This window comes from Bacteroides faecis (genome assembly GCF_020091505.1).
Lineage (GTDB): Bacteria > Bacteroidota > Bacteroidia > Bacteroidales > Bacteroidaceae > Bacteroides > Bacteroides faecis.
Map to the genome: position 1 here is coordinate 724,455 of NZ_CP081916.1, position 26,799 is coordinate 751,253.

Consider the following 26,799-nt stretch of genomic DNA (forward strand, 5'->3'; position numbering starts at 1 on the left):
AAAAACGAATATAGTAGTTCTTATTATCGACACAAAAGTAGAAAACCTATTGTATTTATAGTAATAAAAACAGGTCAATTAATGGAAAATTAGTCCCAAACCATTTTTAACAACTAACAAGAAAGGGTTTCGCAAACTATAATGACCAATTATTTGCATTATGAATAATTTATGTTTTTTATTGAACACTTTTTTTCTTTTTACGAAAATCAAAAGTCATATCTTTGTTATAATGAACCATTTTACATTCTAATATGAAAGCTAAGCAATCTTTATTAATGTTCCTGATAGTTGTTTTGGGAACAACATCTACATTAGGACAGCCAATAATTTCTCCATCGTGTTTCAGCAATAGTCACGACATCACTTCGCTACAAGCTTGGGGACCTTATTCAAAACGCTATGCCGGCATCTCTCACATCCCCGATATGCAAGCTGGAATACGCTTTGACTTTTCCGTAATGCCTGGCTATTACCGCAATCGTCAACTAGTTCCTCATGTTCTTTTTGAATCATCTTATTATCCATGGGACATCAACCCCTCAATGAATCGTATCACATACCGCTATGAAATGGAGTGGAAAGATCGTGTATTAACCGATGTCACCTATTATATATTAGATGAACACCGAACACTGGTAGGTATGAATTGCATCAATAATACCGCTGTTAACCAGAATCTCGTTCTCAATTTGATGGCATATATCGATTATGAAGGAGAACAACCTCAGTTTAAAATCCCTGAAGATTCAAATATACAGTGGCATAACGCAACCGATTATATATCAAATGAACCTGTGCACAAATCTCCACAGTACAATTTAGTATACGACGGATGGAAAAGGAACGAAATGCGAACTTCTCAATCACTCAGTGGTTTTGTTCTAGGAAAAGGATTTGGGAAAAATAAAGGGGATAAAGTGAGCTATGAAATAAATATTCTTCCTGAAAAAGAAAAAGGAATGATAGGATTCAGATACAATACTCCTAAAGGAAAAACAAGTACTTTTCAAGTAAAAGGAATAACTGAAAGCCGCCTAGAATTACAAGGCACTGGAGAATATAGCATAGTCTCAATCCCATATACCTGCAAAGAGCCAGGAAAATACACGCTAGAATTAATATCAGAGGGTACTTACAGTACTGATTTAGATGGTTTCTTTATCGGTAGCGAAGAAGATATAAAGCAAATCAAGATACTGCCTAGGAAGCTTTCTTTTATTCCCGAAATTAAATCGGGAAAAACGAAACAAGATTTTATCTTAAAATATCCGGAATGTGATAACTATTATGGAATAGCATGGAATTACCAAGAATCTCAGATTCGGGAAGTTCTGGATGACAATCTGGAATCTTTCTTCCGCAAAAAGACTCACGACCATGTATCATCGAGACTAATAGGAAACAGAGAGTGGCATTATTCTAATGCTTTTCTACGTCCGATTGTCTTGGCACCTCACTCCGAACAGACAATATACGCCTTAGTCTGCACCGGAACACCCCAACAAGTCAATGAACAGATTCAGAAGTTTCATTCCACACCGGAAACTCTGACTTCATTAATACAAAAGGATTCGAATAACTCTGAAGACAGAATATTAGCAGATGGCAAGAAGTATGAATTCGGACGTCGCTTGCTGCAATCAGCATTATTATCCAACATTGTTTATCCCGTCCATACCCAAGGGCAATATATCCGGCATTTTACGCCCGGCAAAAATTGGAATAGCCTTTATACATGGGATTCCGGTTTCATAGCTCTGGGATTAATAGATGTGGATATTACTAAGGCTTTTGAGTGTATCAGAGCTTATACAACTCCTGTAGGCAGTGAATCTGCATTTATTCATCATGGCACTCCATTGCCCATACAGATGTATGCCTATTACGATTTATGGAATAATACACAGTCAAAAGAAGCATTGCAATTTCTATACCCACGACTGAAGCAGTTCTTTGATTTCATGACAGGTAAGAATCCCTACTCCACAACCCGAATGAAAGGTTCCGGTCTGCTACGAACATGGGATTATTTCTATAATTCAGGAGGATGGGATGATTATCCGCCTCAACATGCTTTACGTGACAAGGCTTCTGTTACTCCAGTGGTATCTTCGGCTTATTATATCAGAGCTGCTAAAATTTTACGTTTAGCAGCAAAAGAACTAGGGCTTAAAAAAGATGTAAAAGAGTATGAGCAAACCATCAAACAACTGTCAAATGCATTACAAACCTATTCATGGGATGAGGAAACCGGTTATTTCGGATATGTAATGCATGACAAAGATGGCAAACCTAAAGGCATCTATCGATATAAAGATGGTTCTAACTTTAATAAGGGACTAGACGGAGTAAGCCCACTTATTGCAAACATCTCCTCCAAAGAGCAAACAAGCAGGATGATAAACCATGTATTTTCTCCTGATGAGATGTGGACAGAAGTAGGAATTTCTACAGTGGACCAGTCTGCTCCATATTATCGTACAGACGGTTATTGGAATGGAGCTGTTTGGTTTCCTCATCAATGGATGATGTGGAAAGCCTTGCTGGACCTTGGGGAAGGAGAAAAAGCCTATCAAGTAGCAACTACAGCATTAAATACATGGGAGAAAGAATGTAAGGAGAGTTATTACACCTTCGAACACTTTATAATCTCCTCACAACGTGGAGCCGGATGGCATCAATTTTCCGGTCTATCATCTCCCATACTCAACTGGTTTGCTGCATACTATCGGATAGGGAAAGTTTCAACCGGCTTCGAAGTGTGGATTTCCAACAGTCATTTCAATGATGATTATACACAGTATCAAGCAGAAATAGCTTTTGATGATTCAACAGTTCCTCATCAGCGAACAATTCTTGTTTGCATGAATCCGGAAAAAGATTACCAGGTAACTTTCAATGGGAAAGTGGTAGAAAGCAGGGCATACCATCAAGGATTATTAGAAATCACATTACCTAGTACAAACAAATCAAACAAGTTAATAATAAAACCAATCTGATGAATTATTTCATACCTCAAAAGACATAACAATAAGTACTAGAAATTCTCATATACTACATCATCAATCTTAATAGAATAAAAAAAATATAAGTAATTATAGCAGGTAGCTGAATGGCTACCTGCTATTCTATTCAGTTGAATGCACAAGAATCCATCAACGTTCAAAATCAGACTCCGTAAAAGAAACTTCAATTTCTCTTTCACCTGTACCATAATTAATCATTTGACTAGAATAAGCATTCTCATTTGTCGAATTATCTCTCCTTGTAGCAAAAACTTCCATACTTCCTCCTTTCTCCCCTACCACATCGGCTATAGATTTACTGACTCCTACTGCATTAGGTGTACCAGTAAGATACTGCACATAGCCTCCAGTCATATTCATTATCTCATATGTATATGCATATTTCTTAGGATAACCTATTTCATAAGGTAAATAAACTCTCACAACAATAGTACCATTTTGAATTTCCTCTTCATTATCATCACCTTCCTCTAGATCCGGATCTGGCTGTGGTCTACCATATCCCCAATAATTACAATATTCACCAGCATAACTTGGATAACTCCAACTTGAATATAAGCTACGATCATACCGATACTGACTTTCAACCTCTGGGACTGGACTGGATGTTATAAAGTCTTTATGAATTGTACGCATTCTCAAGTAAATAGTTTCTCCATTTACCTTATACGGAAAAGCATATGCAGGAAGATCATCAAGTAGTTCGCTACGAAGTATTTAACAAGTCCATACTTATTATCCGCCATATTGATATAATGCCACTCAGGTGAATATTCTGTATGACTCCATTGAATTTGCATATAATATTCTTGTGCCACCTCATCTCCAATACCATCCGCACCAAATCCTGCTCCCCAATCAAAAAAAGCATAGTAACCAGCATCCTCATCATTTTTAGACTCAGGCTTTTTATCGAAATAAAAATAAAAGATTTCTCCTGGTACAAAACGGCCTGTTCCCTCTACCGTCTCCGCCCACTCAATGGGAGTCTCCTCACCCCATAGATTACCTCTTGTTAATACACTGTCCGCACTCAATTTCAAATTCACAGCCTCTTCATCACTTTCAGAATCGCTATCCATTTCATTACTACATGAATAAAACGTAAACAACATCACCCAAAGAAGGCCCCATCCTAGAAATAGATTCTGTCTCATAACAATTAGTTTTAAAGTTAAACAATTTATAAATATAAGGACAAATATCTATTTATACAAGTTTTGAAGAATTTTCATAAACATAAAAAGCTCCAAATCAGTTAAATAAAAAAATAAGAATACGAAAGTACGTTACAACAGCATTTCCAAGAAGTTATAAGGATAAAACTCTCGTAAAAATTTCATATTACTTTGGAAACGGGATAAACCAATTGCATCAAAATAAGATGTCATTGGGAAATAAAAAACGCCACTCTCTATATGATTTAAAACAGATTTAATACTTTCAACAGGTGGACGCGGAATTCTTCTTTATTTCTATTAAAAATAATTATACTACCATTGCCTATCAATAACAATAATGATACATAAGCATCTGCATATTTCACTTTCTAAACGACTAACCTAAAGTATCCAAGTAATCTATCAAACTTTAAGTCTTCAACTGAAAAAACTAAGCCCCTTCTCCGAAAAAAGTAATACCTTTGAGTGCATAAATTAATTCGTCCGGCTATAGGCATTCTTTCGTCCGGCTATAGGCAAACGCAACGTCGCCTATAGGCAAACTTGCGTCCGGCTATAGCCGGACGAATTAATTTATGAAGAGAAAGAAATTATCTGTAGAACAAGAAAAATATAAAGTAACTATGAGCGTTTATTACGATTTATACACGAGTGGTAATCCACAGAAAAAGGAGGAGCAACAGGCACTTTATGCACGTGTTATTCCGTCAGGCACCATTAATGCCGATAAGTTCGTTGAACTAGTATCCAAATCCAACGGCTTCAGTCCAGCCACGATAGAAGGTTGCCTGCAAGCCGTCAGTGATGAGCTACAACACTGGCTCGCGCAAGGCTGGACCGTAGAAGTCGGGGAAATCGGACATTTCTCCCTATCACTGACATGTGACCGTCCGGTGATGGAGAAGAAAGAAATTCGTTCTCCGTCTATCCATTTAAATAAGGTGAACCTGCGCATTAACAAAAAGTTTCGTGAGAGTCTGGAACCATTGCAACTGGAACGCATAGAGTCACCCTATCGTACTAATAACGATTCCAACGAAGAAAGATGCCGTACCCTCCTGATACAACATCTGGACAAACATGGCTGTATCACCCGTACCGATTTCATGAGATTGGCAGAAATCAGCCGCAACAAAGCAATTGAACTACTCAATAAGTTTTTGAAAGAAGAGATAATCCGGAAGTATGGAGGAGGAAAAACTGTCGTATATCTAAAGGAGTAGTTTTTCTAATAGTAGTATCACACTACAAGCAAGCTCATAGTGAAAAACGACGTTCATTATCAGCAATATACGAATTATTAATTATTTGTTTAACGCACTTTCGAAAAATAACTTGCACAGTAATTTCAGTTGCCATATCTTTGCATCGTGATCACAAAACAGAAACTCGATTTATAAACTATTTAAAAAACTAAAATTATGGCACTGAAATATGTAGTCAAAAAAACGACCTTTGGTTTCGACGATACCAAAGCAGAAAAATATGTAGCGCGTCCGTTCAATGTAGTCAACGTTGATTTTAAGATGCTGTGCGATCAGGTAACCAAAGTGGGATTTGTTCCACGCGGTACAGTAAAAGCCGTCCTCGACGGACTCATTGATTCTCTGATAACGTATATGGAAATCGGAGCATCCGTCAATTTGGGAGAATTTGGAACTTTTCGTCCTTCCTTCGGATGCAAAAGCCAGGAAAACGCAGAGGAAGTCACTGCAGAAACACTGAAAAACCGTAAAATTATCTTTACTCCAGGAAATCTACTAAAAAATATGATAAAATCTGTCAGTATTCAGAAACTAGATGCTGACAGAACCAGCAGCTCTGCTCCTTCAGGTGGTGGAGAAGAAGGTGGAGGAAATGAAGGAGGTAATGAAGCACCGGATCCAACTGTATAAAGAATTATTCATTATGTTATATTAAAAGAAAGGATGTCCCGAAGAGACATCCTTTCTTTCTTATTTATCGAAAGTTTTCCGCTATTTTATTTATTGTTAAGCAAAGCGTAGGCACACCATATCATCGGTGCTTGTCCATGGTAATCCCCTGCAATACGAGGACGGTCCATATAATATTGCTTACTGTTTTTCTTTCCCGTTCCAATACAAACTTCGGTAAGATCATTCTTATCGTCTATGTAATTGCATAGGCCCAACCAAGCTCTGCGTGCAATAGGAGCAAATTCTTCTTTATCCAACCAGCCGTTCTGAACACCTAAAATCATGGCATAAGTAAACATTGCCGATCCGGATGTTTCAGTCCAAAAATCAGGCTGGTCAATCAATTGGTTCCACAGTCCATCTTTATTCACGTATTTCTTCAGATTGTTCATCATCAAAAGATAGCCTTTCATAATCCGGTCTCTGTTCGGATCATTTTTTGGCAGATTGAACAGAAGCTCTGTCATTCCTACAGCCATCCAGCCATCTCCACGTCCCCAATAATAAGGAACATCCGGTGCATGATAGAAAAGCCCGTTAGGATGTTGTAATTCATCCAGATATAGAACCATTTCTTTGGCAGCTCTATTGATGTACTTAGGATCTCCTGTGGCTTTATAAGCCTCAGACTGTACAATAGTAATCATATACATGTCATCGATCCAAAGACGAGTTTGCCAAGAATACCCTTTTTTATCCCATTTGCGTTCTTCTTCGTTTGCATTGGCAGGCAGCTGCCACTGAGTATCAGCATACGGCAACCCCAGATCCAGATAACGCTGGTCCTTCGTTATATTATAAAATCTAAGAGGCAAGCAACCAAACATATTCTGGTCTACGTGTATGGGTGGAGGCAAGAGTTCTTTTTCCAAGTGGAACAATAGCTCGAAACGATTTCTCAACAGTTTGATCAGCTCTTTGTTATTCGTCAATTCTGCAAAACGAAGAGCTCCATACCATGTACATACCTCAGCATAATGTATTCCCCTATCAAAATATAGCTGATGTTTGGTTTCCATCAAGCGTCTGCTTAATTTATTGCCAACAGTCTTAGGATCTGCCTTTACAGGAAAATCTCCAAAATAATTTTGAGCAGTAGCTACATTGGTCGTACAGAATGCAGCCAGCAACAATACACAAATTAAGTAATAATTCTTTTTCATCATTTTAATTGTTTACATATAGTTAATACTCACGTTATAATTAGATTATAGTCCTGCCACTGGTATCCAGCGACTTATGGAAGATACATCACTAACCGCTTCCTCTTCTTTATTATCAGTAATAGAGAAATTGACCAGCACCTGTCCCGAAGAAATTGTCAAACTGGAACGCGGAATAGATATTTCGGCAATGTAACCATAGTTGTCAATACGATCTTCATTGGTATCATTGCACACATAGGTTTTTACTTCTACCCCCATTTCCGCGCTATTCCATTTACCGGCATAAGTTTCGGTACTTTTCAATCCATCCATTGATACTTGTATCCGTTTAGCACCGTTCGCCAAACTTTTACTATCATCCGGAGAGAGATAAACAGTAGCATAATCACCTCTCAGTAAGCTCCGGTCAAGTACTTCCACCAGGAAATATACATTCTTGTCATCACACGAACAGCGGAGAGTTCCCTGCACTTGCGATTTTTCTCCGACAAAAAGCGCATGGTCAGTATTCGCCCATTCCTGATTGTTGCCATCTACCTTTACACTGCGGCATATTGCATCAATACGATGATTAAGAATAAATTGTGATAACATGATTGTTCCATTAGAAGTATCAGGCATCGCTCCCACCAATTGATGCGAATTTTCCAGATTCAGCGTTCCCCAATATCCCTTACCCGAAAATGGTGAATAAGCACTTCCAAAATTACGCGCTTTGGCATCCCCCATTTTCATATAGAAAGTAGAAGATTTGTTATACGAAAGCACAGTCTCACCCGATGGAAACTGAGATAAATATGGAGCGCTACCTAAAAAAGACAGATTGTCGCTATCAGCCGGTCCTTCCTGATCCGCATCAAGATGATCCCATTCACCATCTTCACCGGAATAAGCCAGTGATATATAATATGTTCCACGGTTATTAGTTTCTACAGCAGCCGCCAGTTCATTGCTACCTTTAAGTTGAATAACAGACGGCATCTGATGATTGAAGTATGTTTTTCCGTCTTGCTCCCACTTCATCCGTATCACATAGTAAGGGATACTACCAAATGAAGGCGTCCACGTTTGACCGCCATCTCTGGATATGACCATTGCAGTTCCGGTGTCTTTGCCTTCAATACCCGTACGGCTACTGTCCGTGAAATAGCAATGGATTTCTCCCGAAGACAATTCCAGCAAATACGGCTCCCAGTTGACACCCTGATACACTGAGACCGGTTCACTCCATGTAACGCCATTATCGGTACTACGCCTCATTTCAATACCTGCATCTTTAGGCAAGTCTCTATACCCATTATTAGCCCTATAGGAGGCTACGGCCAAAATATCTCCGTTGGAAAGTACTAGCCCATCACAATTTGAATAACGCCGGTCATTCTTTTCACCTTTACTGTCGATAATACTGTAATTAGCAAACAACTTGCCTTTATAACTCCATGTTTTAAAGTCCGTACTGGTCGCATAAGAACAACTGGCACCAATCTGATTGTTGTGATAGAACATGATATAACCATCATTAGCCAATTTCTTAACCCGTACATAATTAGGTTTGGCAGATTTTAGTACACTCTCTCCCAATTGTGAATACGTCCGAAAGTTCATCTTCAAGGACGAATGCGAAGTGACATCAGCGTGCGAATTAATCACCGGAACACCTTGATTGAGTTTGTCTATAGGAGTAATATGAGCAACAAATGGTTGTTCCGATTCTTCTTTATCACCCTTATTGCCAGTTCCGCCACCATCACCTCTCTTTTGATCCAATGCATCCTCTCCACCACCTCCACAAGCCATGGCTGTAGCGCAGAATGTAGCCAATAATACAGCTGTTTTCAACAATCCTTTCATAATACTATTTTTGAGTAATGATTAAATATGATATTTACGATACATTCTCTTGGCTGTCTCCACTGGATCAACACCAGTCTCAAGCACATACTTATTATGTGCATTTATCCACGCCTTCTCCACTTGAAACGAGTTCGGAACAGTAAGTGAACGTCCTTCCAATGTACCTTTAAGATAAGCGATGTAATTAGTCCAGCGAGGCAGATAATAATCCTTCAACAGTCCGCCCCATTCCTTGTGGGCATAGTCGCGCACCGGACTAAGCGTCTCCGTCCATGTCCCGATCAGCATACGGGCATTGTACTCATACAAATCCTGCAATTCAGGCTGCTTTGACTTCGAACGGGCCATATCCAGCCAGCGTCCCACGAAGAAGCATTCGTGAGTGGACAGTAACTCATTTTGATCCTTAATCAGCTGCAGAAACCTCTCCGACCAGTAATCAAACTGTTTCGTATCTTTCGCCCGATAAGCATCCACCAGATTGTAATATGCTTCCCGTCCTAAATCCGCAAGATACTGACGGACGAAATCGACTGCATCATACTGATAAGTTGACGTCTGCTTCAGATGATCTGCACTCTGCAAGAATAGTCCTACTCCCTGGGCGAAAAGATCCGGATCATAAAAGATTCGGCATTGGCTCCAGGCAGAAGCCGTAATTTTATCCCTTTTTAAACTAGGAGGTGCACAAAATACAGACTCTGATGGACGGCGATGACCGGAATAAGTTCCATAAGCTGTACGGTGAAAAATGATCCACGCCTTTTTCAAATTCTCATCTTCCGCCCCATAACGACGTACGGAATACTCTTTCAGCCAAGTATCAATATCCAAATATTCCGAACGCCAGCGCATTTCATTCAACAAATCAAAAACCACCGGATTCACTTCTATTCCTTCTGGTGTAGAACTGGTTCCTTTCATACTTGGTGATGCCTCCGGGTCTTTCCGACCATCTATTGGACCAGTAGCTATAGCATCCAAACGTCCATGTAGCCCAATATTAGCTCCATAATTGGAAATATGCGACCATAACCAAGGGAACCCGTCAAATCCCTTGCGTTTCCGCCAGTTATCCCAAAACTCAGCAGCAAGATCAACTATCAGTGTATGCTTTCTATCAAGCCCTGCCAACAATTCTTTTTTCGGATTTCCCAACCATGCCTGAATCACCCAAGTCGCATCCGGGTTATATTGCTTCATAGCTGTTTGTACCCGACGGGCTGCATCCGTAACATCAATCCCCCCGGTTTTCCCACCTTCATGAAAAAGGTCACCGCCAAACAAATCAGCTTTACCATAAAGCTTCTCATATTCAGTATACCATACCTTTGCCATCTGCTCAAACAATGGATCAGCAGGATCGAGTACCGGTGGGCGTTGAAGTGAATTCCACAGTCCTTGCTCTACCAAATGTGCTTCCGGATATTTTTCTTTCAATGAGGACGGAACCATTCCAAAGAATCCCTGAAAAACGGGTTTCATCCCATACTCACGCATACGGGCAAGTATTTTCTTCTGCAAAACGGTCTGTTCCTTAAACCATTCATCAGGCAGAGGACCGCCGATATTCTCCAAATTCCCCATCAACAACCAACCGAAATAAGCCGGACCACACAAAAACTCTTTCACCTCAGGAAGTGTATATCCAAACTTCAACAATGTATTCCGCCACACAACTTCTGCCCCAACCATGGCCATCGGCATGTTAATGCCGCTTAGAGCCATCAGGTCTATCTCGCGTTCCCAACGTTTCCAGTCCCAAAAAGCTGTAGTATAGCTAAAAGTACAATAATTCATATAGAAATTGTCGGATAATACCGTTTCATGGCGTTCTTTCACCTGAGGCAGATCCACAGGTAAATCCGGTAATCTGTCCTCACAAAAAGACACATGAGCATGGCAATAATACTTCAGATACCAATTAATGCCAAAAGCAGCACTCACATAATTATTAGCACGGACTGTGACTTTTCGCCCACCACCATACAGCTCAAAGTAATCGCCCTGATCAGAAGAAGAACGGATTTCAATTTTAAATCGGTTGGAAAGACCTTTCTGGAAACGTTCCAACATTTGCTTTACCGGATTAGCCTCAACAACTGTGGCCAAAAGCAAAAAGAGTATAAGTAAAAAGTGTTTTTTCATCTTGGTATTATTTGGCAAAGGATATATGCGAATCAGCAACTGAATACTGATTCGCATAACTTGGTAAATAAAGATTGAATACAAACCCTATCACCCATAATCATAACAACTATGGCAATCCTTAACTACCTATTAATCAAACAACTCTATTTCCTTGTCGGTTGTGGCCCAAAATAGGAACGTTTCATTCCTCCAAAGTCTAATACAATCTTTTGCAGTACTGTTCCGGCATCTCCACAAATAATTTTCACTGTATGCTTACCCGGTTTGTCAATATGCAAAGTTGTCTTATTGATTCTACAGTTTTTCAATACACTCTCATACCAAATTTGCGCATACTCAAAAGAAGAAGTAGACGGATTCAGTACAGGGCCCTCATCAATACACACTCCATATTTAGTTTCAATGTTCGTAGCTTCGTGTCCGGCATATCCTCTATCCTTACTTGTCACAAAGGTAGGCAGCACATAGGTATAAACATCAACTGAACCTTGCTCAAAAGTATAGAAATCGTATTCCAGACGTGGTGTGCTACGCCCTGCAGTTCGTTGCGGCGCAGCTGTCGGATCACCTAACTGAATAGCCGTATTTTCGATACCCAGATTAGGTATTGATCGCATTTTGATTGCTTTATTTTCCACTTTCCGATGGAAGCTTGCCGCATCGATAGAAACATATCCGTTATGTTCTACAAATAAAGTATCCATTTCGGCCAATGAAGGAGAGGAAGGATTAAATACAGAAACATAAACATTTTCCTTCTCACCTTGGGCGGAAGTAATCTCCAGTACCCCAAATACTTTTTCGCCGGTCGGAACCTTTTCCCAGGCAATCGATACTTCAATCCGTTCCTCTGTGGAAGTCTCACCCGCTTTCTTACTCAACAGTATCCAGCTATCCGTTACAGATGCTTTCCATTTCAACGGACTTGCTCCTTTATTGAAAACATCTACATAATAAGACTGACGCAGATAAGTATTGAAGCAAGGCAATGAATGGAAACTCTTCAGTCCCTTCAGCACATCTTCTCCCTCTGCCATTACTCCCAACACAGCAGTAGGTGCCAATGAAGCTTTTCTCAATGCCGGAAGTTCAAAATAAGCAGCAGCGAATCCTTGTTTCATAGTCATTACATGATTCCATTTACCACCAAGCAGCGAATTATACCCTTTTGTTATCACTTGCAAACTGTCATAGCAGGCTTTCACCGTTTTTTCCAATTCTCCGGTAGCTGCTCTTTGCTGAATGGAATACCAACGATTTCTCTGTCCGTCCAGTATCATTCTGTTCAACAGTTCACATCCTTTCACCGGATAATACATTGACTGATAAAAACATGCCTTTTTCTCTTCCGGTAATTTATTTAAAATTTCCTCTGTAATACTTCCGATTCGACGATATTCACTCAGGCGAGAATCTACTTCTCTATAATTCGTCAAGGAGAAATCAGTATCTGTATTCCGCTCTCTTCCATGCTTGTCGGTAGCCCACTGATAGCCCCATCCCATAAATTCCGGTCTGCGGGCGAAGGCCAGTTTATAGAATGAATTGAGCACATCTTGATATTCATTACGGTATTCGTCGCCCAGCATACCACATAACCATTCTGTCCGATAAGCAGCCGCTCTGTCAAAATTGAAAGAATCGATATCATATGCCATTGACAGGAAAAAATCGACAGCGAACTCACACGCCTTGATATCACCGGCATTGAGTAACCAGATCCGATCTGCTGTCATATCGTAGGCCTTGCGGAGCTCTTCATACATCAATGTGGGCGAAGTAGTATTCATCCAAAGATGGTCGTGAGGCTTACCCAGATAAGAAGAGTGATAATAAACCCCCGAACGTCCGGAACGTTTCTGTTCTTTCGGGCTACTCAAACGCTTCATATATCCATAATTATCATCCGGCCATATAATCGTTACATCATCCGGCAGTTCCAAACCTTCATCATATACATCCAATACCTCCTTATATGGAGTAAAAGCTTGCGGAATATCTTCTCCACGTTTACCTGTTGCATCGATCAACATTTTTCGTTGTGCCATCAACGCATCCTGAAGCATCTGTTTTCTATCCGACATGTTATTGCTTGCGTTCATCGCTCTATCGTGCAACCCACGCAGTGCCAGAGTGTATACATTTTCAAAAGGAGCACATTCGTTTGCACGAGCTCTCAGAACACTGTCCACCCCTGCCCTATTATTGATGTAATCCCATTCCCCCATCTTATCACGTTTCCATTCGCTTGCCGTATTGAACAACAGCGGTTCACAATGAGAGGAACCCATAACGATAGCAAAACTATCTGCAACCAATCTATTTTCAGGGATACGGTGGAATGCCATAGACGCATCGTGCATAGCCGGGCAGAGATAATTAGCCTGAAGGCGAAGCAATAACTCACAAACTTGTGCATACGTTTTCGGTCCAAAGTTTCCACGTTCCTTCTCATAATTGTTCTTTGACCAGCGGTAAAGTCCCCAATCTTCGTCATTGATAAAAATACCTCTGAATTTAACAGTAGGTTCTTTTGAAACGAATTTATGAACATTGACAGCCAGCTTTTTCTGCTGTTTTATCGGAGCGTCGGCCCACCAATACCAAGGAGAGACTCCTATTGCTTTCGATATGGAAAGAAGTCCGTAAGCAGTACCACGTCTGTCACTACCAACTACAACAATGGCTTTTTTAATTCCCGGTGCAGGATTATCAACCGTTTCTATCATATACCGTTCCCATCCACCGGCGATAGGAGTTATATCTATTTTCTTTTTAGCTGTCAACGCATCGATCCAAGCACTTTTTCCGGCTGTCCCTACAATAATAGCATAACGAGCCGAGACCTCACCCGGATTACTTGCTTGTGCTTTCAGATCCTGCCCTGTCACGCGACGGACATCATCTGTAAATAAAGACACACTTTTACGAACCACAGTCTCATCCTTTCCATCAAAACAAACCACTACATTGGCAGACGGAGAAACAATAGGGAAACTGTTTTTACCAGCGTTCTTATCCAGTAATACTTGTGCTTCTGTTGAAATAAGGCTACAGCAAAAAAGCCCTGCTAATAAAATCTTATTTTTCATATAAAAGTTAGATTGATAATCGATGGTACAAAGAAAACCAAAAATCAACAGAAGTAATAAAAGAAATAGACCGATAAATGGAATAATATGGTCAAAAGGCTACTCTAAGTCCGTTTTATCATCCCAAAAAGGAAAAATCCAGTCGTCTAATAACCAATAAGGAAGTAGTCGATAAGTAAAGGACGAAGATTTACAAGCAAAGCCTCGCGTTGTTCCGGACTGGCGGCAAACAGAGCGGTAGACAGTATTTCTCCGACAGCTCCGTTCTTTGTTACAACAGCTATCTGTTTAATGCCCTCTACAAAAGAGGCATCGTGGGGAGAAATGATATGTTTGCGTCCATCCGATTCATTTCCGGAAGTAGTAAGGCATTCATTACAAAGAAGAACACTCTGCTTCATACCTATCTTATCTGTTTCCAGGCGGTTTCCAAAATTAACTTTCCACCCTGTCCCGGCTGGATGATCACCTAAGGCAAGTACAGAGCTGTTGCCCATATTAATCAAGGCATTCTCTATACAGCAGGTGTTCAATATAGCTCTGACAGTTTCCAGGGCATATCCTTTCAAGAATCCCGAAAGGTTGATGGTAATTCCCGGTTGCTGGAAAAAGATACTGCGTTCTTCCGCTGACAAATACACCGAATGAATGGTGTCCGGATTATAATTCTCTGAATGAACTGTGACATCGAAGCATCCTGACGTTTTCCCATGATATTCCATGCACAAATCAATCATTGTATAAAGTTGCCTGCTCAGAATCACTGGACATATAGAAGCGGTCCGGTTAATAACAGCCAGCTCGCTGGCAGGGTCATAATAATTAGCTATTTTTTCCAGATAACTCAATGCTGCATGTATGCGTTCAACCACAGACATCAATTCTTCTTCTGGCTTCTGACTGTACAAAAGAATATCTACACGCGTATGCATAGAAGAGAACCAAGCGTAAAGTAATCCGTCCCCCTCATGGGATGGTCTGTACAAATGTTGAATAGCTATTTTCATCTATCAAAAGTAAAAGGAGTTATGCCTGAAACTAAATTCATTCGCAGAATAAGATTTTCGACACAACTCCTTCTTTTTTATACAGGATATTCTTATTTCAATTCCTTAATCTTCACATTCTTGAACCAAACTTCATCTCCGTGGTCTTGTAAAAGGATATTGCCTTCAATAATATTTCCGAAGTTAGGCCAGTTCTTATACTTACTATAAGCAACTAATGCATTCCACATCGCATTATTACGGTCGTACTCAATCAGCTTTTCTCCATTCAGCCAGTGTTCTACATGATTGCCCTTAACAATAACAGTAGCTGTATTGAACTCTTTCTTATGGAAAGGTTTATTCTTAGGAGCCGGAATCAGATCATACAATGAGCCTAACTGTCTGTTACCTTTTACACCAAGTTTAGCATCAGGATGTTTATCATCATCCAGAATCTGGAACTCGCAACCGATAGCAGAACCAGCACCCTTATTCATTTCCGGATTAACGAAGTACTTGATTCCACTATTTGCACCTTCAGTTATCTTGAAATCTACGGTCAGAATAAAGTCCTTATATGTGCGGGTAGTTACAATATCACCGCCATTGGCAGATTCAGCGCCACCACTCTTCATCACCTTAAGAATGCCGTCTTCCATCTTCCAGCCTTTTGCAGGGAAAGTAGACAGTTTCGCTCCTCTCCAGCCTTCATTAGTCTTGCCATCCCACAACAAAGCCCAGCCATCTTTCTTCTCACGCGGAGACAGTGTGTTAGGAATCAGATTTCTTTCCGGTGCAGCCTGAGACTCCGGTGTCTGATAACGCTCTACGTCTGCTGTACAAATACGGATATTCTTCCAGCTCACAGTTTTTCCTTCGTCAGCAGCATTACCAATAGCGTGTACCTGTAAAGCTATAAATCCGACAGGAGTCATGTCGTCCCAGATATTAGCGCAAGGCACTCCGTTAATCCAAGTACGGATAGAGTTACCTATCGCTTCAATCCGAGCCTTGTTCCAAGCATTGTTCTTGAAAGCTGTACGTGCCGAAGGATTCCAGTTCAAAGAATAAATCCAGTTTCTGCGAGCCTCATCATAGATACCACCGGACCAAGCACGTTTGGAAGGATCAATTTCGAACTGATAGCCATGTACGCGACCTTTATTATATTCTTTTTTACTCTCACTACGAATCTGCACTCCCGAGTTTAAACCATCATCAATCTTAAAGTCAAATTCAAGGATAAAGTCTCCATAATTTTTGGTGGTTGCCAAAAAAGTATTGGGAGTTCCCATTTTTGATACTCCTACAATAGCATCGTCTACGATTTTATACTCAGCTTTGCCATTCAGTTTTTTCCAGCCTTTCAGGTTTTTACCATTGAAAAGAGGTTCCCAGTTCTGTGCCGATAAAGAAGCAGCACAGAATAAAAGTAAAGTCAATACGACATTTTTCTTCATACTCATGTTGTTATTATAATCAAACTTTATTCTGTTTTTATATTCCCTACCAGCTTTTATAATTTATAGAATTCATCCCAGCCTTTACGCGGTGGGAGTCCGGCCAACATTGAATTCGCAAATTCATTATTTGTAATCTGCTTCGTGCGAGGATCGAAGAACAACTGAGTGTTAAGACGCTGTGCCATTACTCCCAATGAGAATACCTGGCTCAAAACGCCATTAATCTCGAACGGTGAACGTGTCTTTTCAATACCATTGCATGCCAACAAGAAGTTCTCGAAGTGATTGGATGGACTTTTAGGAACTTTCGGCAACTTATCTGCCATTTCCTTTGCCTTTTCTTCCGGAATAATAGACAAGGTACTTCCGTGGCTACCCCCTTTGAAAGTCAGTTCTTTTGAATAGATAATCTTTCCCGGATTCAGTTTAGCAGGAGGAACATCTCCCTGATTGGTTTTAGGAATGTTCGGGTCTAGTCCGGAAACGCCATAACCTGCCGGGATAGGAGGAAGATTATCCAGACCGTCATACCAGGTAATATCTACCGGTGGCATTCCTTTACGCTGCGGGAAGCGGAAAAGAATAGTAGAAGAATAAGGGAAGAAGTAATCATTGTGTCCTTCCTGATGTGTCAAAGTCACTTCATAAGGTAAGCCCAATTCAAGGAACTCGTGAACTGTATCCAATATATGTGCCCCCCAGTCACCCAAGGCTCCCATACCGAAGTCATACCAGCAACGCCATTCACCCTGATCATACTTATTGCAATATTCATGATAAGGAACAGCTCCCAGCCAGGTATTCCAATCCAAATCCTTCGGGAGTTGCTGGCCTGAAGGTAGTTTATAAATGTTCGTATCCCACTTATGCCAGCGACGCGGATTATTCATGTGAGCAGTAACAGCTGTCACATCCTTGATGATCCCTGCATCCATCCAAGCTTTAAATTGGAAGTAATTTGCTTCCGAGTGTCCCTGATTTCCCACCTGAGTAGCCAGGTTCGGACGTTTAAGGGCAGCCTGCATCAACAGTTCCGCCTCATAGAAAGTACGGGCTAGCGGTTTTTCCACATACACGTGTTTGCCGGAAGCCAGAGCCAGCATACTGATAGGGAAGTGAGAGTGATCAGGAGTAGCAATTGCTACAGCATCGAACTCATTACCGGCTTTATCAAACATTTGGCGAAAATCTCTGAACTGCTTCGCCTTAGGATACATACCCATTACTTTTCGTGTATGTTTAGCTCCCATGTCTACATCACACAGGGCTACAACTTCTACCATACCGGTACGTGCAAAATCCTGTATAATTTGCTCTCCACGGTTTCCAATGCCAATATAGGCTATCTTTACCTTTTCATTTCTTCCCTTTTTAGATGAAATAGTTTGAGCATTCAGTAACTCACCAGATCCCAGTGCCAATCCTGCAGAAGCCAGTGACATTGTCTTTAGAAAATCTCTTCGTGTTGTCATAAATTTATCATTGATATTGATTAGGTACATTTTATTTAGCTCTGTCTCACAGTCTGTTTTTCTTCTTTGCCAATAACGCCTTCACTCCATAAAAAAGGAGGCGCAGAAGCGTCCAGCAAGCATAGAGAACAAAAGCAAATATGATTATATAGAAAATAGAGGTTATCATTTCCATCATAGATCTGTTATATGCGATAATTGCATAAAGATTCACCAGATTGGCAAGTACAAAACATACGAGTAAGGTGATTATCTCTATTTTCTTCCGCCGTGCGGTCAAAACTGTATCTTTCATGTTGTTTCGGGTGTTTTAGATTGATGGTTCAGATAGTCAATTTTGTATTCATCGGGGAAATAAAGTGTTTTTTCTTCCTCCATGGCCTGATGTCCTAACAGACAGAGCATACTTGCATAGTAACCTTCTTCAGCAATTCTTTCCGGCTGTTTTTGTGTTATTACAGCTTCTACGAATGCTTCCAGCAGTAAGGATGTACCGTCACTTTTCGGACGTTCACCTATAATAAATTCACCCTTGTTTTCATTGGCTGTCTCCGGTGCCCAACTTGTACCCGCAAAAGGCAGTGAGTCAAACATCTTGTTTTCCCAGTCATTAACCAGTTGCAAAAATGCCGGAGCAGGAGCAACACTTTCAAAGTAGTATCTTCCCTTTTCAGGTTCCACAGTCCCGAGATTACCCATAATCTGTTCTTCAAGACCATAAAATTTATTGGAAATGATGGAATCGAATGTCATCTTCACACCATCATCAAATACGTATATGCAACTCACATTATCATATACCTCACGTCCGTCCTTCCAATAAGTGATGGCTCCATGCCCCATTACTTTCTCTGGAAGTTTCCGCAATGCCCAACTTCCTATCTGGAGCTGATGACAGGCTAGTTCTGTCATTAACCCTTTCGAGAACTCTTTATAGAGTCGCCAGTTTATCAGACGCTCCAGGTTTGGCGAAGGAACAGAACGTCTCCAATCTCCATTTCGGTTCCAGAATGTATGGATTCCGTTTATTTCGCCGAATGTACCGGCATGAATCATTTCCATAGCCTTGATGTAGCGTGGGTCAAACAGGCGTTGTTGTCCAGTAAAGAAGATTCTTCCGGTGCTGCGATGCTTCTGGTACATGTGGTAACATTCTTCCATCGTATAGCCGATTGACTTTTCGCAGAATATATGTTTCCCTGCGTCAAAAGCGTCCATCACTATTTTGTAGTGTGCACTGAGGGGAGTAGCCACCAAGATAGCATCCACATTTTTATCTTCCAGCACCTCCTGATAGTTACCGTATACTTTTGCCTTAGGAGCAAGTTTCAATGCTTCGTCAATGGAGGGCTGATAAATATCGCATAGCGCTACGATTTCAACCTTCGGATTCTTTACCAAGAAACTCATCAAAAAACGTCCTCGCGAACCGGGACCGATAACCGCCAGCCGGCATTTTTCATTTGATGTATTCGTGATTTCTGAAAAAGCAGAAAGCCAAGGACTTGCCGCTAGGAGCGCTCCAGCCCCAGCTATTCCCATATTTCTCAGAAAATCCCGTCTACTAATAGGTGTATCTTTCATTATTTAGTTAATTAATTTCTCGTATTTTATTTTAGTTCCCGTATCCGGTTACTACCTACTCAATCCACAAAATCTTTTGGTAACACTCCAAACTGTTTCTGAAAACATTTGGCAAAATAGGATGGAGAGTTAAAACCGACCATATAACAGATTTCAGTTACCCGTCCTTCTCCTTGTTTTAACAACTGGGCAGCCTTTTTCAAACGTTCCAGACGGAGATATTCATTCGGACTCAGATCTAATACTCCTTTTATCTTCCGATAAAAGTTAGAGCGGCTCATATTCAAACTATCCGCAATATCATCCATGCTAAACTCCGGATTATTAAGGTTCGTCAGAATTACTTCATTCAGTCTCTTTATAAAGTCCTCATCGGCCTTAGTCAATGCCATGGTGTTGGCTGCCACAAAAGGAGATTGAGCAAAAGTCCGACGCAATTTTTCTCTGTTCTGAATAAGATTGGAGGCACAAGCCTGCAGATATTCCACAGAGAAAGGTTTTTCAATATAAGCATCCGCACCTAGTTCCATGCCTTCTATCTTTGACTGAATATTCGTTTTCGCAGTTAGCAGAATAACAGGAATATGACTATAATTCAGGTCTGATTTAATCGTCTTACACAACTCAAAACCATCCATAACAGGCATGACAACATCGCTCACCACCAGATTCACATAATTGCCATCCAGCATTTTCAACGCTTCCGCACCATTGGCAGCCGACAGTACCGCATACTCTTTCGACAACTGACGGACCACAAAGGCAAGCATATCCGGATTATCCTCCACTACCAGTACAGTGGGGCGATTATCTTTTATTTCTCCTTGCTCCACTTCCACCGTAGGTTCATTTACAGTTTCCGGTTCCATTTCTGTTTCCGGAGTCAACGTGATTGTCATATCCTGGACAATAGGTAACGTCAGGCAGAAGGTATTACTATCTTCTTCTTTTCCCATAGCCAATGTTCCTTGATGTAGTTCAGCCAGTGACCGAGAAAGAGCCAATCCAATACCTGTTCCGGTAGTCACCTTTCCGTCATCTCCTTCATTGAAACGGACAAAAGGCTGGAATATTTCCTCTCTCATTTCACGAGGTATTATCACTCCGTCATTCACCGTGCGGATACAGAATACCTTATTTTCCCCTCCTTCTGTCACCTCCAGAAATACATGTATATAGTGTTCTGAGTATTTCACGGCATTATTGAGCAAGTTACTGATGATCTTTGTAAATGCTTCCTGATTGACATGGGCATAAAAATCCGCTTCGGGCAACTGCAAGGTAAATTCCAATCCTTTCTGCTTAGCAAGAGAAGTAAACCGTAGATGGGTTTCTTTCAATACCTCCGTAATATTACACTTAGCAAAGTTCAAACGGAATCCCTGGCTTTCTGTCTTACGGAAGTCCAGTAACTGATTCGTCAGATTTAGCAGACGTTCCGTATTTTGCTTCATGACATTCAAGTCTTCACGCGTCTCCGCATCTACTTTTTTCTTAAGGATAATATTTTCCAACGGACCTTTAATTAAAGTCAGCGGAGTACGTATTTCATGAGCAACATTCGTGAAGAAATCAATCTTCGCATGATATATTTCTCGTTCTTTTTCCTGCTCAAACTTCTCCATCTGCCTGCGATGCCTATAACTGCTACGTTGCTTGAAATACCATATTGCATACAGAGAACAACCTATAATCAGCAAAACATAAACGCAATAGGCCCAAATAGTGAGATAAAAAGGAGGAAGTATACGAACTATCAAAGCTACTTCTTTCTCGTTCCATACTCCATCGCTATTAGCTGCTTTCACCCGGAAAGTATAATCACCATACCACAAATTGGAATAAGTTACCACAGGACTCTCGCCGACCGGCAACCACTCCTCATCAAAGCCATCCAATTTACACATGATCCGATTCATTCGTGGTGCCTGGAAATCTAAAGCAGCAACACGAAACGAGAAAGAATTCTGATTGGGCTGAAGAACCAGCTCATCCAGAAAGTTTATGCTTTTTTTCAACGGAGACGAGGGGTCACCAGCATATACTTCTTTTCCAAATAATAAAAAGTCGGTTATCACAATAGATGGAAGGGACTTGTTCTCGGAGAAATTTTTCGGATTGAAAGCGACAAAGCCATCAATACTTCCCAAATAGATTGTCCCGTCCTCTGTCTGAAAACTGGAACGATAGTTAAACTGGTCACCTAGCAATCCATTAGCCGTAGTATATACTTTCATGGCTCCTGTAGCAGGCTGAAAAGATACCAGCCCATTATTAGTTGTCAGCCACATAAGCCCGTCTTTATCTTCCACAATCTGATATACAACATCATTCGGCAAGCCGTTACGAGAATCATAGCTGGTAAAGGTTTCCGTTTCAGGATGGAACAGACAGAAGCCTCCACCTTGTGTAGTTAACCATATTTGCCGATGAGAATCCTCAAAAATGCTCAATACCTTATCATACGGAAGACTTTTCGGATCTTTCTCATCATGAAGATAATTGGTCCACTTCTTTTCATTCACATTATAGCAATAGGCTCCATTTGCATAAGTTGCAAGCCATAGATTGCTGCCAGAGTCTTCCTTGATGTCATACACAAATTTACCGTTCAGTTCCGGTATCCGGTCAAAATCATCGGTCTGCTTATTGTAGCGTAATAAACCGAATAAAGTTCCCAGATAAATATCTCCTGTTGTTGTCCGGCAAATAGAAAAGACGCTGTTATCCATCAATGAACGGGGTGAATCCGTCTTCTGATACGTTTTCACAATCGCTCCCGTGCGTGTATCAATCACCTTCACTCCTTTTGCAAAAGTCCCTACCCAAAGATGATCACCAACCAGACACAATCCATGAACATTGGTAAAAGCAGTGCTTGGAGTGAAAAAAGAGAAGGTTTTGGTTTTCGGATCAAAGCGATTTAACCCACCATCTTCCGTACCGATCCATAAAATCCCCTGATTGTCCTGACAGAATTCACGTACTCTTTTTCCATGCAATCCATTATTTGTACCTTTCGGATAATATTTTTCAAAATAAGTATGGAAACGAGGATAGTAGTTCACTCCTCCGAAATAAGAACCAATCCAAATTCCTCCTTCGCGATCTTTACACAATGAATAGATGGCATTATCTGAAAGAGAATAAGGATCATTGATTGAACTACGAAGATGGACATATTTACCCATCCGGAGATTATAGATATAAATCCCCGATTCTGCCCCAATCCACAATTCATTATCAGAAGCAACCAGCAAATTACGGCAAAGAACAGGCTCTTCATTTTCATCAACGGAAAGCAGATCATGTAATTTATTAGAAGTTAAATTCAGTTCTTTTGCACCACCTCTCAAAGAACCGATGTACAGACAGTTATAGGCACCTTTTACAAGAGTAGTTACAACATCATTCTCGAAAGTTTCCTTATTATCAACAGGAGAGATATAAGGTTGAAGTGTTTTCAAACGGTCTTTTGAATAAAAGAGCCCGTCACCATAGCAACCTATCCAAAGAGTTCCACTATTATCAAAAACAAAAGACTGAACATTAGTAGAAATAAAAGGGAAGTTCTTCAAGGTATAATTTTGAAGTTGCTCTTTCTCCAAATCATAACAAAAGAGTCCCTGAGACTCTACCGCAATCCAAACACATCCTTGATCATCTCCCACAATCGCTGTTACAGTATGCTCTATCTTTGTGTCTTCCACACTCAATTCTTCAAAATGCCGGAATGAATCATGTTCCGGATAATAGATATAAAGCCCCACATCCGTACCAACCCAGATATTTCCTTCCGCATCCTCATAAAGCGCTGTTATGAAACTATTACCAATGCTTTGCTGACTACGGCCATCGTGTTTAAATTTCCGGAATGATAAACCGTCATACCGATTCAGTCCATCTTTTGTTCCAAACCACATAAACCCTTGTTTATCCTGCAAAATAGCATTGACCGTATTCTGGGATAATCCATTCTGTACACTTAGGTTTTTGAAATAGTAATGCTCATCCATCACTTGTGCATGACAGATGATTTGATAGCATATAAAACCTATAAAGAGTACTAAAGCTTTCTTCATACGATGTTTGTTTTCTACCTTTTGTTTTGAGTTATCAAATGTAGGCAAAAATACTGCCTAAAGATAGAAAATATGTCCCAATGAATAAAAGAATAGTCTTATTTTTCTATTCGGATACGTGCATCGACCGCTATAACAGCCTTCTCAGTGGCCAGAAGCGGGTTTATATCCATTTCTTTTATTTCTGTTGCAAACCGGAGTAAAGTAGATAAACGAACAATAATTTCAGCAAATTTATCCTCATTCACTCCCTTTTGTCCGCGTGTTCCCTGAATAATTTTATAGGCACGCAATGAATGGATCATTGAATAAGCCTCTTCATAAGAAAGAGGTGCCAGACCGGAAGATACATCTTTCAATACCTCCACAAAGATACCGCCCAAACCGCAAAGCACCACGTGTCCGAACTTCTCTTCATATTTTGCACCAATAAACAGTTCTGTTCCTTTAAGCATAGGCTGAACCATAATCGCTTTCGCATCGGGAATCTGCATCATGCGGTCAAATTCGAGAGCCAGATGCTGCTCACCTTTAATATTCAGCACCACTCCACCTACATCTGATTTATGCACCGGCCCCACCACCTTAGCTACTACCGGAAATCCGCATCGCCGGGCAAAATCCACGACCTCTTCTTTCTTATTGGAAACAAATTCATCAACCAATGGAATACCGGCTGCATGCAGCAAAGCCTGTACATAATGAGGTTCAATATAACCATTTTCCGGGATAGAATCAATGATACGACGGATTCTCGGCACATCGACTCCAAACAGTTCAATCTCAGGAACCGCCGGTCTCGGAGCGTTGACAATACGGGAAAGAGCTGTTCCTAAAGTCACTTCATCGGAAAAGTTCACGTGTCCTTTGGCAAGAAATGCCGCCACTTCCGCTCCGGCTGTATTGATGGAAGGGAGAACCGGGAATATAGGCTTGCAGCAGGTCTGCATCTTTTCATGAAGGACATCATACATTTCAAACATAGTCACCAGTCCGGGAGTACCAAAAATGGCCATAATAGCATCTACATTCTCTAATTTCTCTTCGCAATAGTCAATGCAAATACGTAAATGATCCGGTGTGCCGGTGGCTAAAATATCAATAGGGTTTCCTACGGAAGCTCCGGGAAAGAGTTGTGCTTTCAGTTCTTCCGCCAGTTCGCCTTCCAGTTTAGGTACATTCAGGCCTCCCTTACTCAGAGCATCCGTCAGCATCACTCCCGGACCTCCGGCATGTGTGATAATGGCAAAGTTCTTTCCTTTCAATTCGGGAAGGGTGAATACACAGCCCACGGTAGTCAATTCTTCACGAGAGAAACAACGCACAATCCCAGCCTTACGAAACAGTGCTTCTACAGCCGAATCGGAACTGGCAATCGCCCCGGTATGAGAAGAAGCAGCACGGCTTCCGCTTTCTGAGCTACCTGCTTTTATCGCTGCAATCTTACAGCCTTTTCTGATCAATGAAGAAGCATGGAAAAGCAATCTGTCCGGATTGTGTATACTTTCAATATAAAGCAGTTTGATACGGGAGTCTTTCTCCGGATCAAAATTCTCATCCATAAATTGCAGTACATCTTCCACTCCAATCTGCTTGGCATTTCCCACCGACCAGACTGAGTTAAACTGCAAGCCTTTTGTCACCGCACTTTCAAGAATAAAGACCGCCGTAGCACCGGAACTGGAGATCAGGTCGACTCCTTTCGGGTTTAAATTCGGAATAGGCTGGCTGAAAACACTGTGGTGCCATGTATTCATCAGTCCGATGCAGTTCGGACCAATCAGAGAAGCACCGTATTTATTGACAGTTTCCAATATACGTTCTTCCAGCAGTGCCCCTTCGTGAGTCTCTTCACCAAATCCGGCAGAGAGTATGATAAACGCCCGCGTCTGCTTTTCACTTGCCAGTGTCTCTACAATGTCCGGACACATTACAGCAGGAACAGCCAACACCGCCAAATCGGTATCCGGCAGTTCTTTTACATCTGCAAAAGCAGGAACTCCCTGCACTTCTGTCTCCTTTGGGTTCACAGCCCGAAGTTCTCCCTGATAACCTCCGTTTATCAGATTTTTCAATATAGCGCCACCCGGCTTATGTACATTATTCGAAGCCCCTACTACAACTATACTTTCGGGACGAAGCAACTGGGTTGTTATCATATCATACACTCGTTTACGTTTAACCAGGATACAAATATATTCTTTCCTGTGAGAAAAAAGAAAGAAAAAGAAGAGAATTATAGGTGGAAGTTTTTGGGAATATAGAAAAGTAGAAGGTTGATTCCTACTTAAACTTACTTTTTGTTCGGATTCAATGCCGTGAGCCTCACAATCAGAACAGGAATTTCTTAGTATATGAAAAATGGATAAAAATCATCACATCAAATCAAGTATACAAATGAGTACGGGATAAATCGAAAAAACAGAAGAATTTGCGGTTATTCAATTTCCTAATTATACAAATTCAGATTCGACTTCAAGTAACAAAATACAGAATGCAACTCAAATCATAAAATATATTTCTGATTCCATGATCTGAATTGCAAGCTAATACTTTCCTCTTACTAAAACAGGCAGTGTCCAAAGTGGGTTAAGCGCCCAATATGCTATTTCACCCATTGCTCTAAATGAAACGACTTATAGCATTGGTAGCCATCATACATAGTTCATCTATCCATACCTAAAAGAGAAAGCATTTCCGCATATTCTTGCCACATTTTATGCCGTATTTCTTCTATCAGAGCAAGTACATATCAAATCCTTTTAACAGTAATCTTAAAAGTAGAACAAATTCTTCCAT

At 40.8% G+C, this 26,799-nt stretch carries 16 protein-coding genes; 3 read left to right on the forward strand and 13 right to left on the reverse strand.

The window, feature by feature from the left end; translation table 11 throughout:
- Nucleotides 1-278: 278 nt before the first annotated feature.
- Nucleotides 279-3,002, forward strand: a complete 2,724-nt coding sequence (locus tag K6V30_RS03430; protein ID WP_055270896.1) for an MGH1-like glycoside hydrolase domain-containing protein — start codon at nucleotides 279-281, stop codon at nucleotides 3,000-3,002.
- Nucleotides 3,003-3,158: 156 nt separating this feature from the next.
- Here the strand turns inward: K6V30_RS03430 and K6V30_RS03435 are convergent, their stop codons facing one another.
- Nucleotides 3,159-3,665: a hypothetical protein gene (locus K6V30_RS03435; protein WP_055270898.1), complete on the reverse strand. Its 507-nt coding sequence runs from the start codon at nucleotides 3,663-3,665 to the stop codon at nucleotides 3,159-3,161.
- Between the two features lie 23 nt (nucleotides 3,666-3,688).
- Nucleotides 3,689-4,186, reverse strand: a complete 498-nt coding sequence (locus tag K6V30_RS03440; protein WP_055270900.1) for a hypothetical protein — start codon at nucleotides 4,184-4,186, stop codon at nucleotides 3,689-3,691.
- A gap of 647 nt (nucleotides 4,187-4,833) precedes the next feature.
- Here K6V30_RS03440 and K6V30_RS03445 point away from each other — a divergent pair.
- Complete coding sequence (locus tag K6V30_RS03445; protein WP_055270951.1) at nucleotides 4,834-5,433, forward strand: HU family DNA-binding protein; 600 nt, start codon at nucleotides 4,834-4,836, stop codon at nucleotides 5,431-5,433.
- A gap of 198 nt (nucleotides 5,434-5,631) precedes the next feature.
- A complete protein-coding gene (locus K6V30_RS03450; protein WP_055270902.1) occupies nucleotides 5,632-6,105 on the forward strand; it encodes an HU family DNA-binding protein in 474 nt (157 codons plus the stop codon).
- 86 nt (nucleotides 6,106-6,191) lie between these two features.
- On the opposite strand, the gene K6V30_RS03455 is transcribed toward K6V30_RS03450, so the two are convergent.
- From K6V30_RS03455 to K6V30_RS03505, 11 genes are all read right to left on the reverse strand, one after another.
- Nucleotides 6,192-7,310, reverse strand: a complete 1,119-nt coding sequence (locus K6V30_RS03455) for a glycoside hydrolase family 88/105 protein (RefSeq protein WP_055270953.1) — start codon at nucleotides 7,308-7,310, stop codon at nucleotides 6,192-6,194.
- A gap of 45 nt (nucleotides 7,311-7,355) precedes the next feature.
- A complete protein-coding gene (locus K6V30_RS03460) occupies nucleotides 7,356-9,164 on the reverse strand; it encodes a hypothetical protein (protein ID WP_070612877.1) in 1,809 nt (602 codons plus the stop codon).
- Nucleotides 9,165-9,185: 21 nt separating this feature from the next.
- On the reverse strand, nucleotides 9,186-11,315 hold the full coding sequence (locus tag K6V30_RS03465) for an alpha-N-acetylglucosaminidase (protein ID WP_055270955.1): 2,130 nt from the start codon (nucleotides 11,313-11,315) through the stop codon (nucleotides 9,186-9,188).
- Nucleotides 11,316-11,461: 146 nt separating this feature from the next.
- The gene (locus tag K6V30_RS03470) at nucleotides 11,462-14,410 is read right to left on the reverse strand and encodes a glycosyl hydrolase 115 family protein (RefSeq protein WP_055270904.1); all 2,949 of its coding nucleotides are present in this window, start codon (nucleotides 14,408-14,410) and stop codon (nucleotides 11,462-11,464) included.
- Nucleotides 14,411-14,556: 146 nt separating this feature from the next.
- Nucleotides 14,557-15,417 (reverse strand): FAD:protein FMN transferase, encoded by an 861-nt coding sequence (locus K6V30_RS03475; protein ID WP_022300825.1) that lies wholly within the window; start codon nucleotides 15,415-15,417, stop codon nucleotides 14,557-14,559.
- 92 nt (nucleotides 15,418-15,509) lie between these two features.
- Nucleotides 15,510-16,859 carry a 3-keto-disaccharide hydrolase gene (locus K6V30_RS03480; protein ID WP_022300824.1) on the reverse strand — a complete coding sequence of 450 codons (1,350 nt, stop codon included), beginning with the start codon at nucleotides 16,857-16,859 and terminating at the stop codon, nucleotides 15,510-15,512.
- 56 nt (nucleotides 16,860-16,915) lie between these two features.
- Nucleotides 16,916-18,334 carry a Gfo/Idh/MocA family oxidoreductase gene (locus K6V30_RS03485; RefSeq protein ID WP_022300823.1) on the reverse strand — a complete coding sequence of 473 codons (1,419 nt, stop codon included), beginning with the start codon at nucleotides 18,332-18,334 and terminating at the stop codon, nucleotides 16,916-16,918.
- A 46-nt stretch (nucleotides 18,335-18,380) separates the two neighbouring features.
- A complete protein-coding gene (locus K6V30_RS03490) occupies nucleotides 18,381-18,629 on the reverse strand; it encodes a hypothetical protein (RefSeq protein ID WP_022300822.1) in 249 nt (82 codons plus the stop codon).
- Nucleotides 18,626-19,918: a Gfo/Idh/MocA family protein gene (locus K6V30_RS03495; RefSeq protein ID WP_022300821.1), complete on the reverse strand. Its 1,293-nt coding sequence runs from the start codon at nucleotides 19,916-19,918 to the stop codon at nucleotides 18,626-18,628. The genes K6V30_RS03490 and K6V30_RS03495 overlap by 4 nt, the downstream gene beginning before the upstream one ends.
- A 59-nt stretch (nucleotides 19,919-19,977) precedes the next feature.
- Entirely contained in the window at nucleotides 19,978-24,000 is a 4,023-nt protein-coding gene (locus K6V30_RS03500; protein ID WP_010535736.1) for a hybrid sensor histidine kinase/response regulator transcription factor, read from the reverse strand.
- Between the two features lie 98 nt (nucleotides 24,001-24,098).
- On the reverse strand, nucleotides 24,099-26,159 hold the full coding sequence (locus tag K6V30_RS03505; protein ID WP_010535737.1) for an acetate--CoA ligase family protein: 2,061 nt from the start codon (nucleotides 26,157-26,159) through the stop codon (nucleotides 24,099-24,101).
- Nucleotides 26,160-26,799 lie beyond the last annotated feature (640 nt).

Coding starts and splice junctions, on each gene's coding strand:
- K6V30_RS03430 (WP_055270896.1), top strand. CDS start 279: ATGTTCCTGATAGTTGTTTTGGGAACAACATCTACATTAGGACAGCCA.
- K6V30_RS03435 (WP_055270898.1), bottom strand. CDS start 3,665: ATGCGTACAATTCATAAAGACTTTATAACATCCAGTCCAGTCCCAGAG.
- K6V30_RS03440 (WP_055270900.1), bottom strand. CDS start 4,186: ATGAGACAGAATCTATTTCTAGGATGGGGCCTTCTTTGGGTGATGTTG.
- K6V30_RS03445 (WP_055270951.1), top strand. CDS start 4,834: ATGAGCGTTTATTACGATTTATACACGAGTGGTAATCCACAGAAAAAG.
- K6V30_RS03450 (WP_055270902.1), top strand. CDS start 5,632: ATGGCACTGAAATATGTAGTCAAAAAAACGACCTTTGGTTTCGACGAT.
- K6V30_RS03455 (WP_055270953.1), bottom strand. CDS start 7,310: ATGAAAAAGAATTATTACTTAATTTGTGTATTGTTGCTGGCTGCATTC.
- K6V30_RS03460 (WP_070612877.1), bottom strand. CDS start 9,164: ATGAAAGGATTGTTGAAAACAGCTGTATTATTGGCTACATTCTGCGCT.
- K6V30_RS03465 (WP_055270955.1), bottom strand. CDS start 11,315: ATGAAAAAACACTTTTTACTTATACTCTTTTTGCTTTTGGCCACAGTT.
- K6V30_RS03470 (WP_055270904.1), bottom strand. CDS start 14,410: ATGAAAAATAAGATTTTATTAGCAGGGCTTTTTTGCTGTAGCCTTATT.
- K6V30_RS03475 (WP_022300825.1), bottom strand. CDS start 15,417: ATGAAAATAGCTATTCAACATTTGTACAGACCATCCCATGAGGGGGAC.
- K6V30_RS03480 (WP_022300824.1), bottom strand. CDS start 16,859: ATGAAGAAAAATGTCGTATTGACTTTACTTTTATTCTGTGCTGCTTCT.
- K6V30_RS03485 (WP_022300823.1), bottom strand. CDS start 18,334: ATGACAACACGAAGAGATTTTCTAAAGACAATGTCACTGGCTTCTGCA.
- K6V30_RS03490 (WP_022300822.1), bottom strand. CDS start 18,629: ATGAAAGATACAGTTTTGACCGCACGGCGGAAGAAAATAGAGATAATC.
- K6V30_RS03495 (WP_022300821.1), bottom strand. CDS start 19,918: ATGAAAGATACACCTATTAGTAGACGGGATTTTCTGAGAAATATGGGA.
- K6V30_RS03500 (WP_010535736.1), bottom strand. CDS start 24,000: ATGAAGAAAGCTTTAGTACTCTTTATAGGTTTTATATGCTATCAAATC.
- K6V30_RS03505 (WP_010535737.1), bottom strand. CDS start 26,159: ATGATAACAACCCAGTTGCTTCGTCCCGAAAGTATAGTTGTAGTAGGG.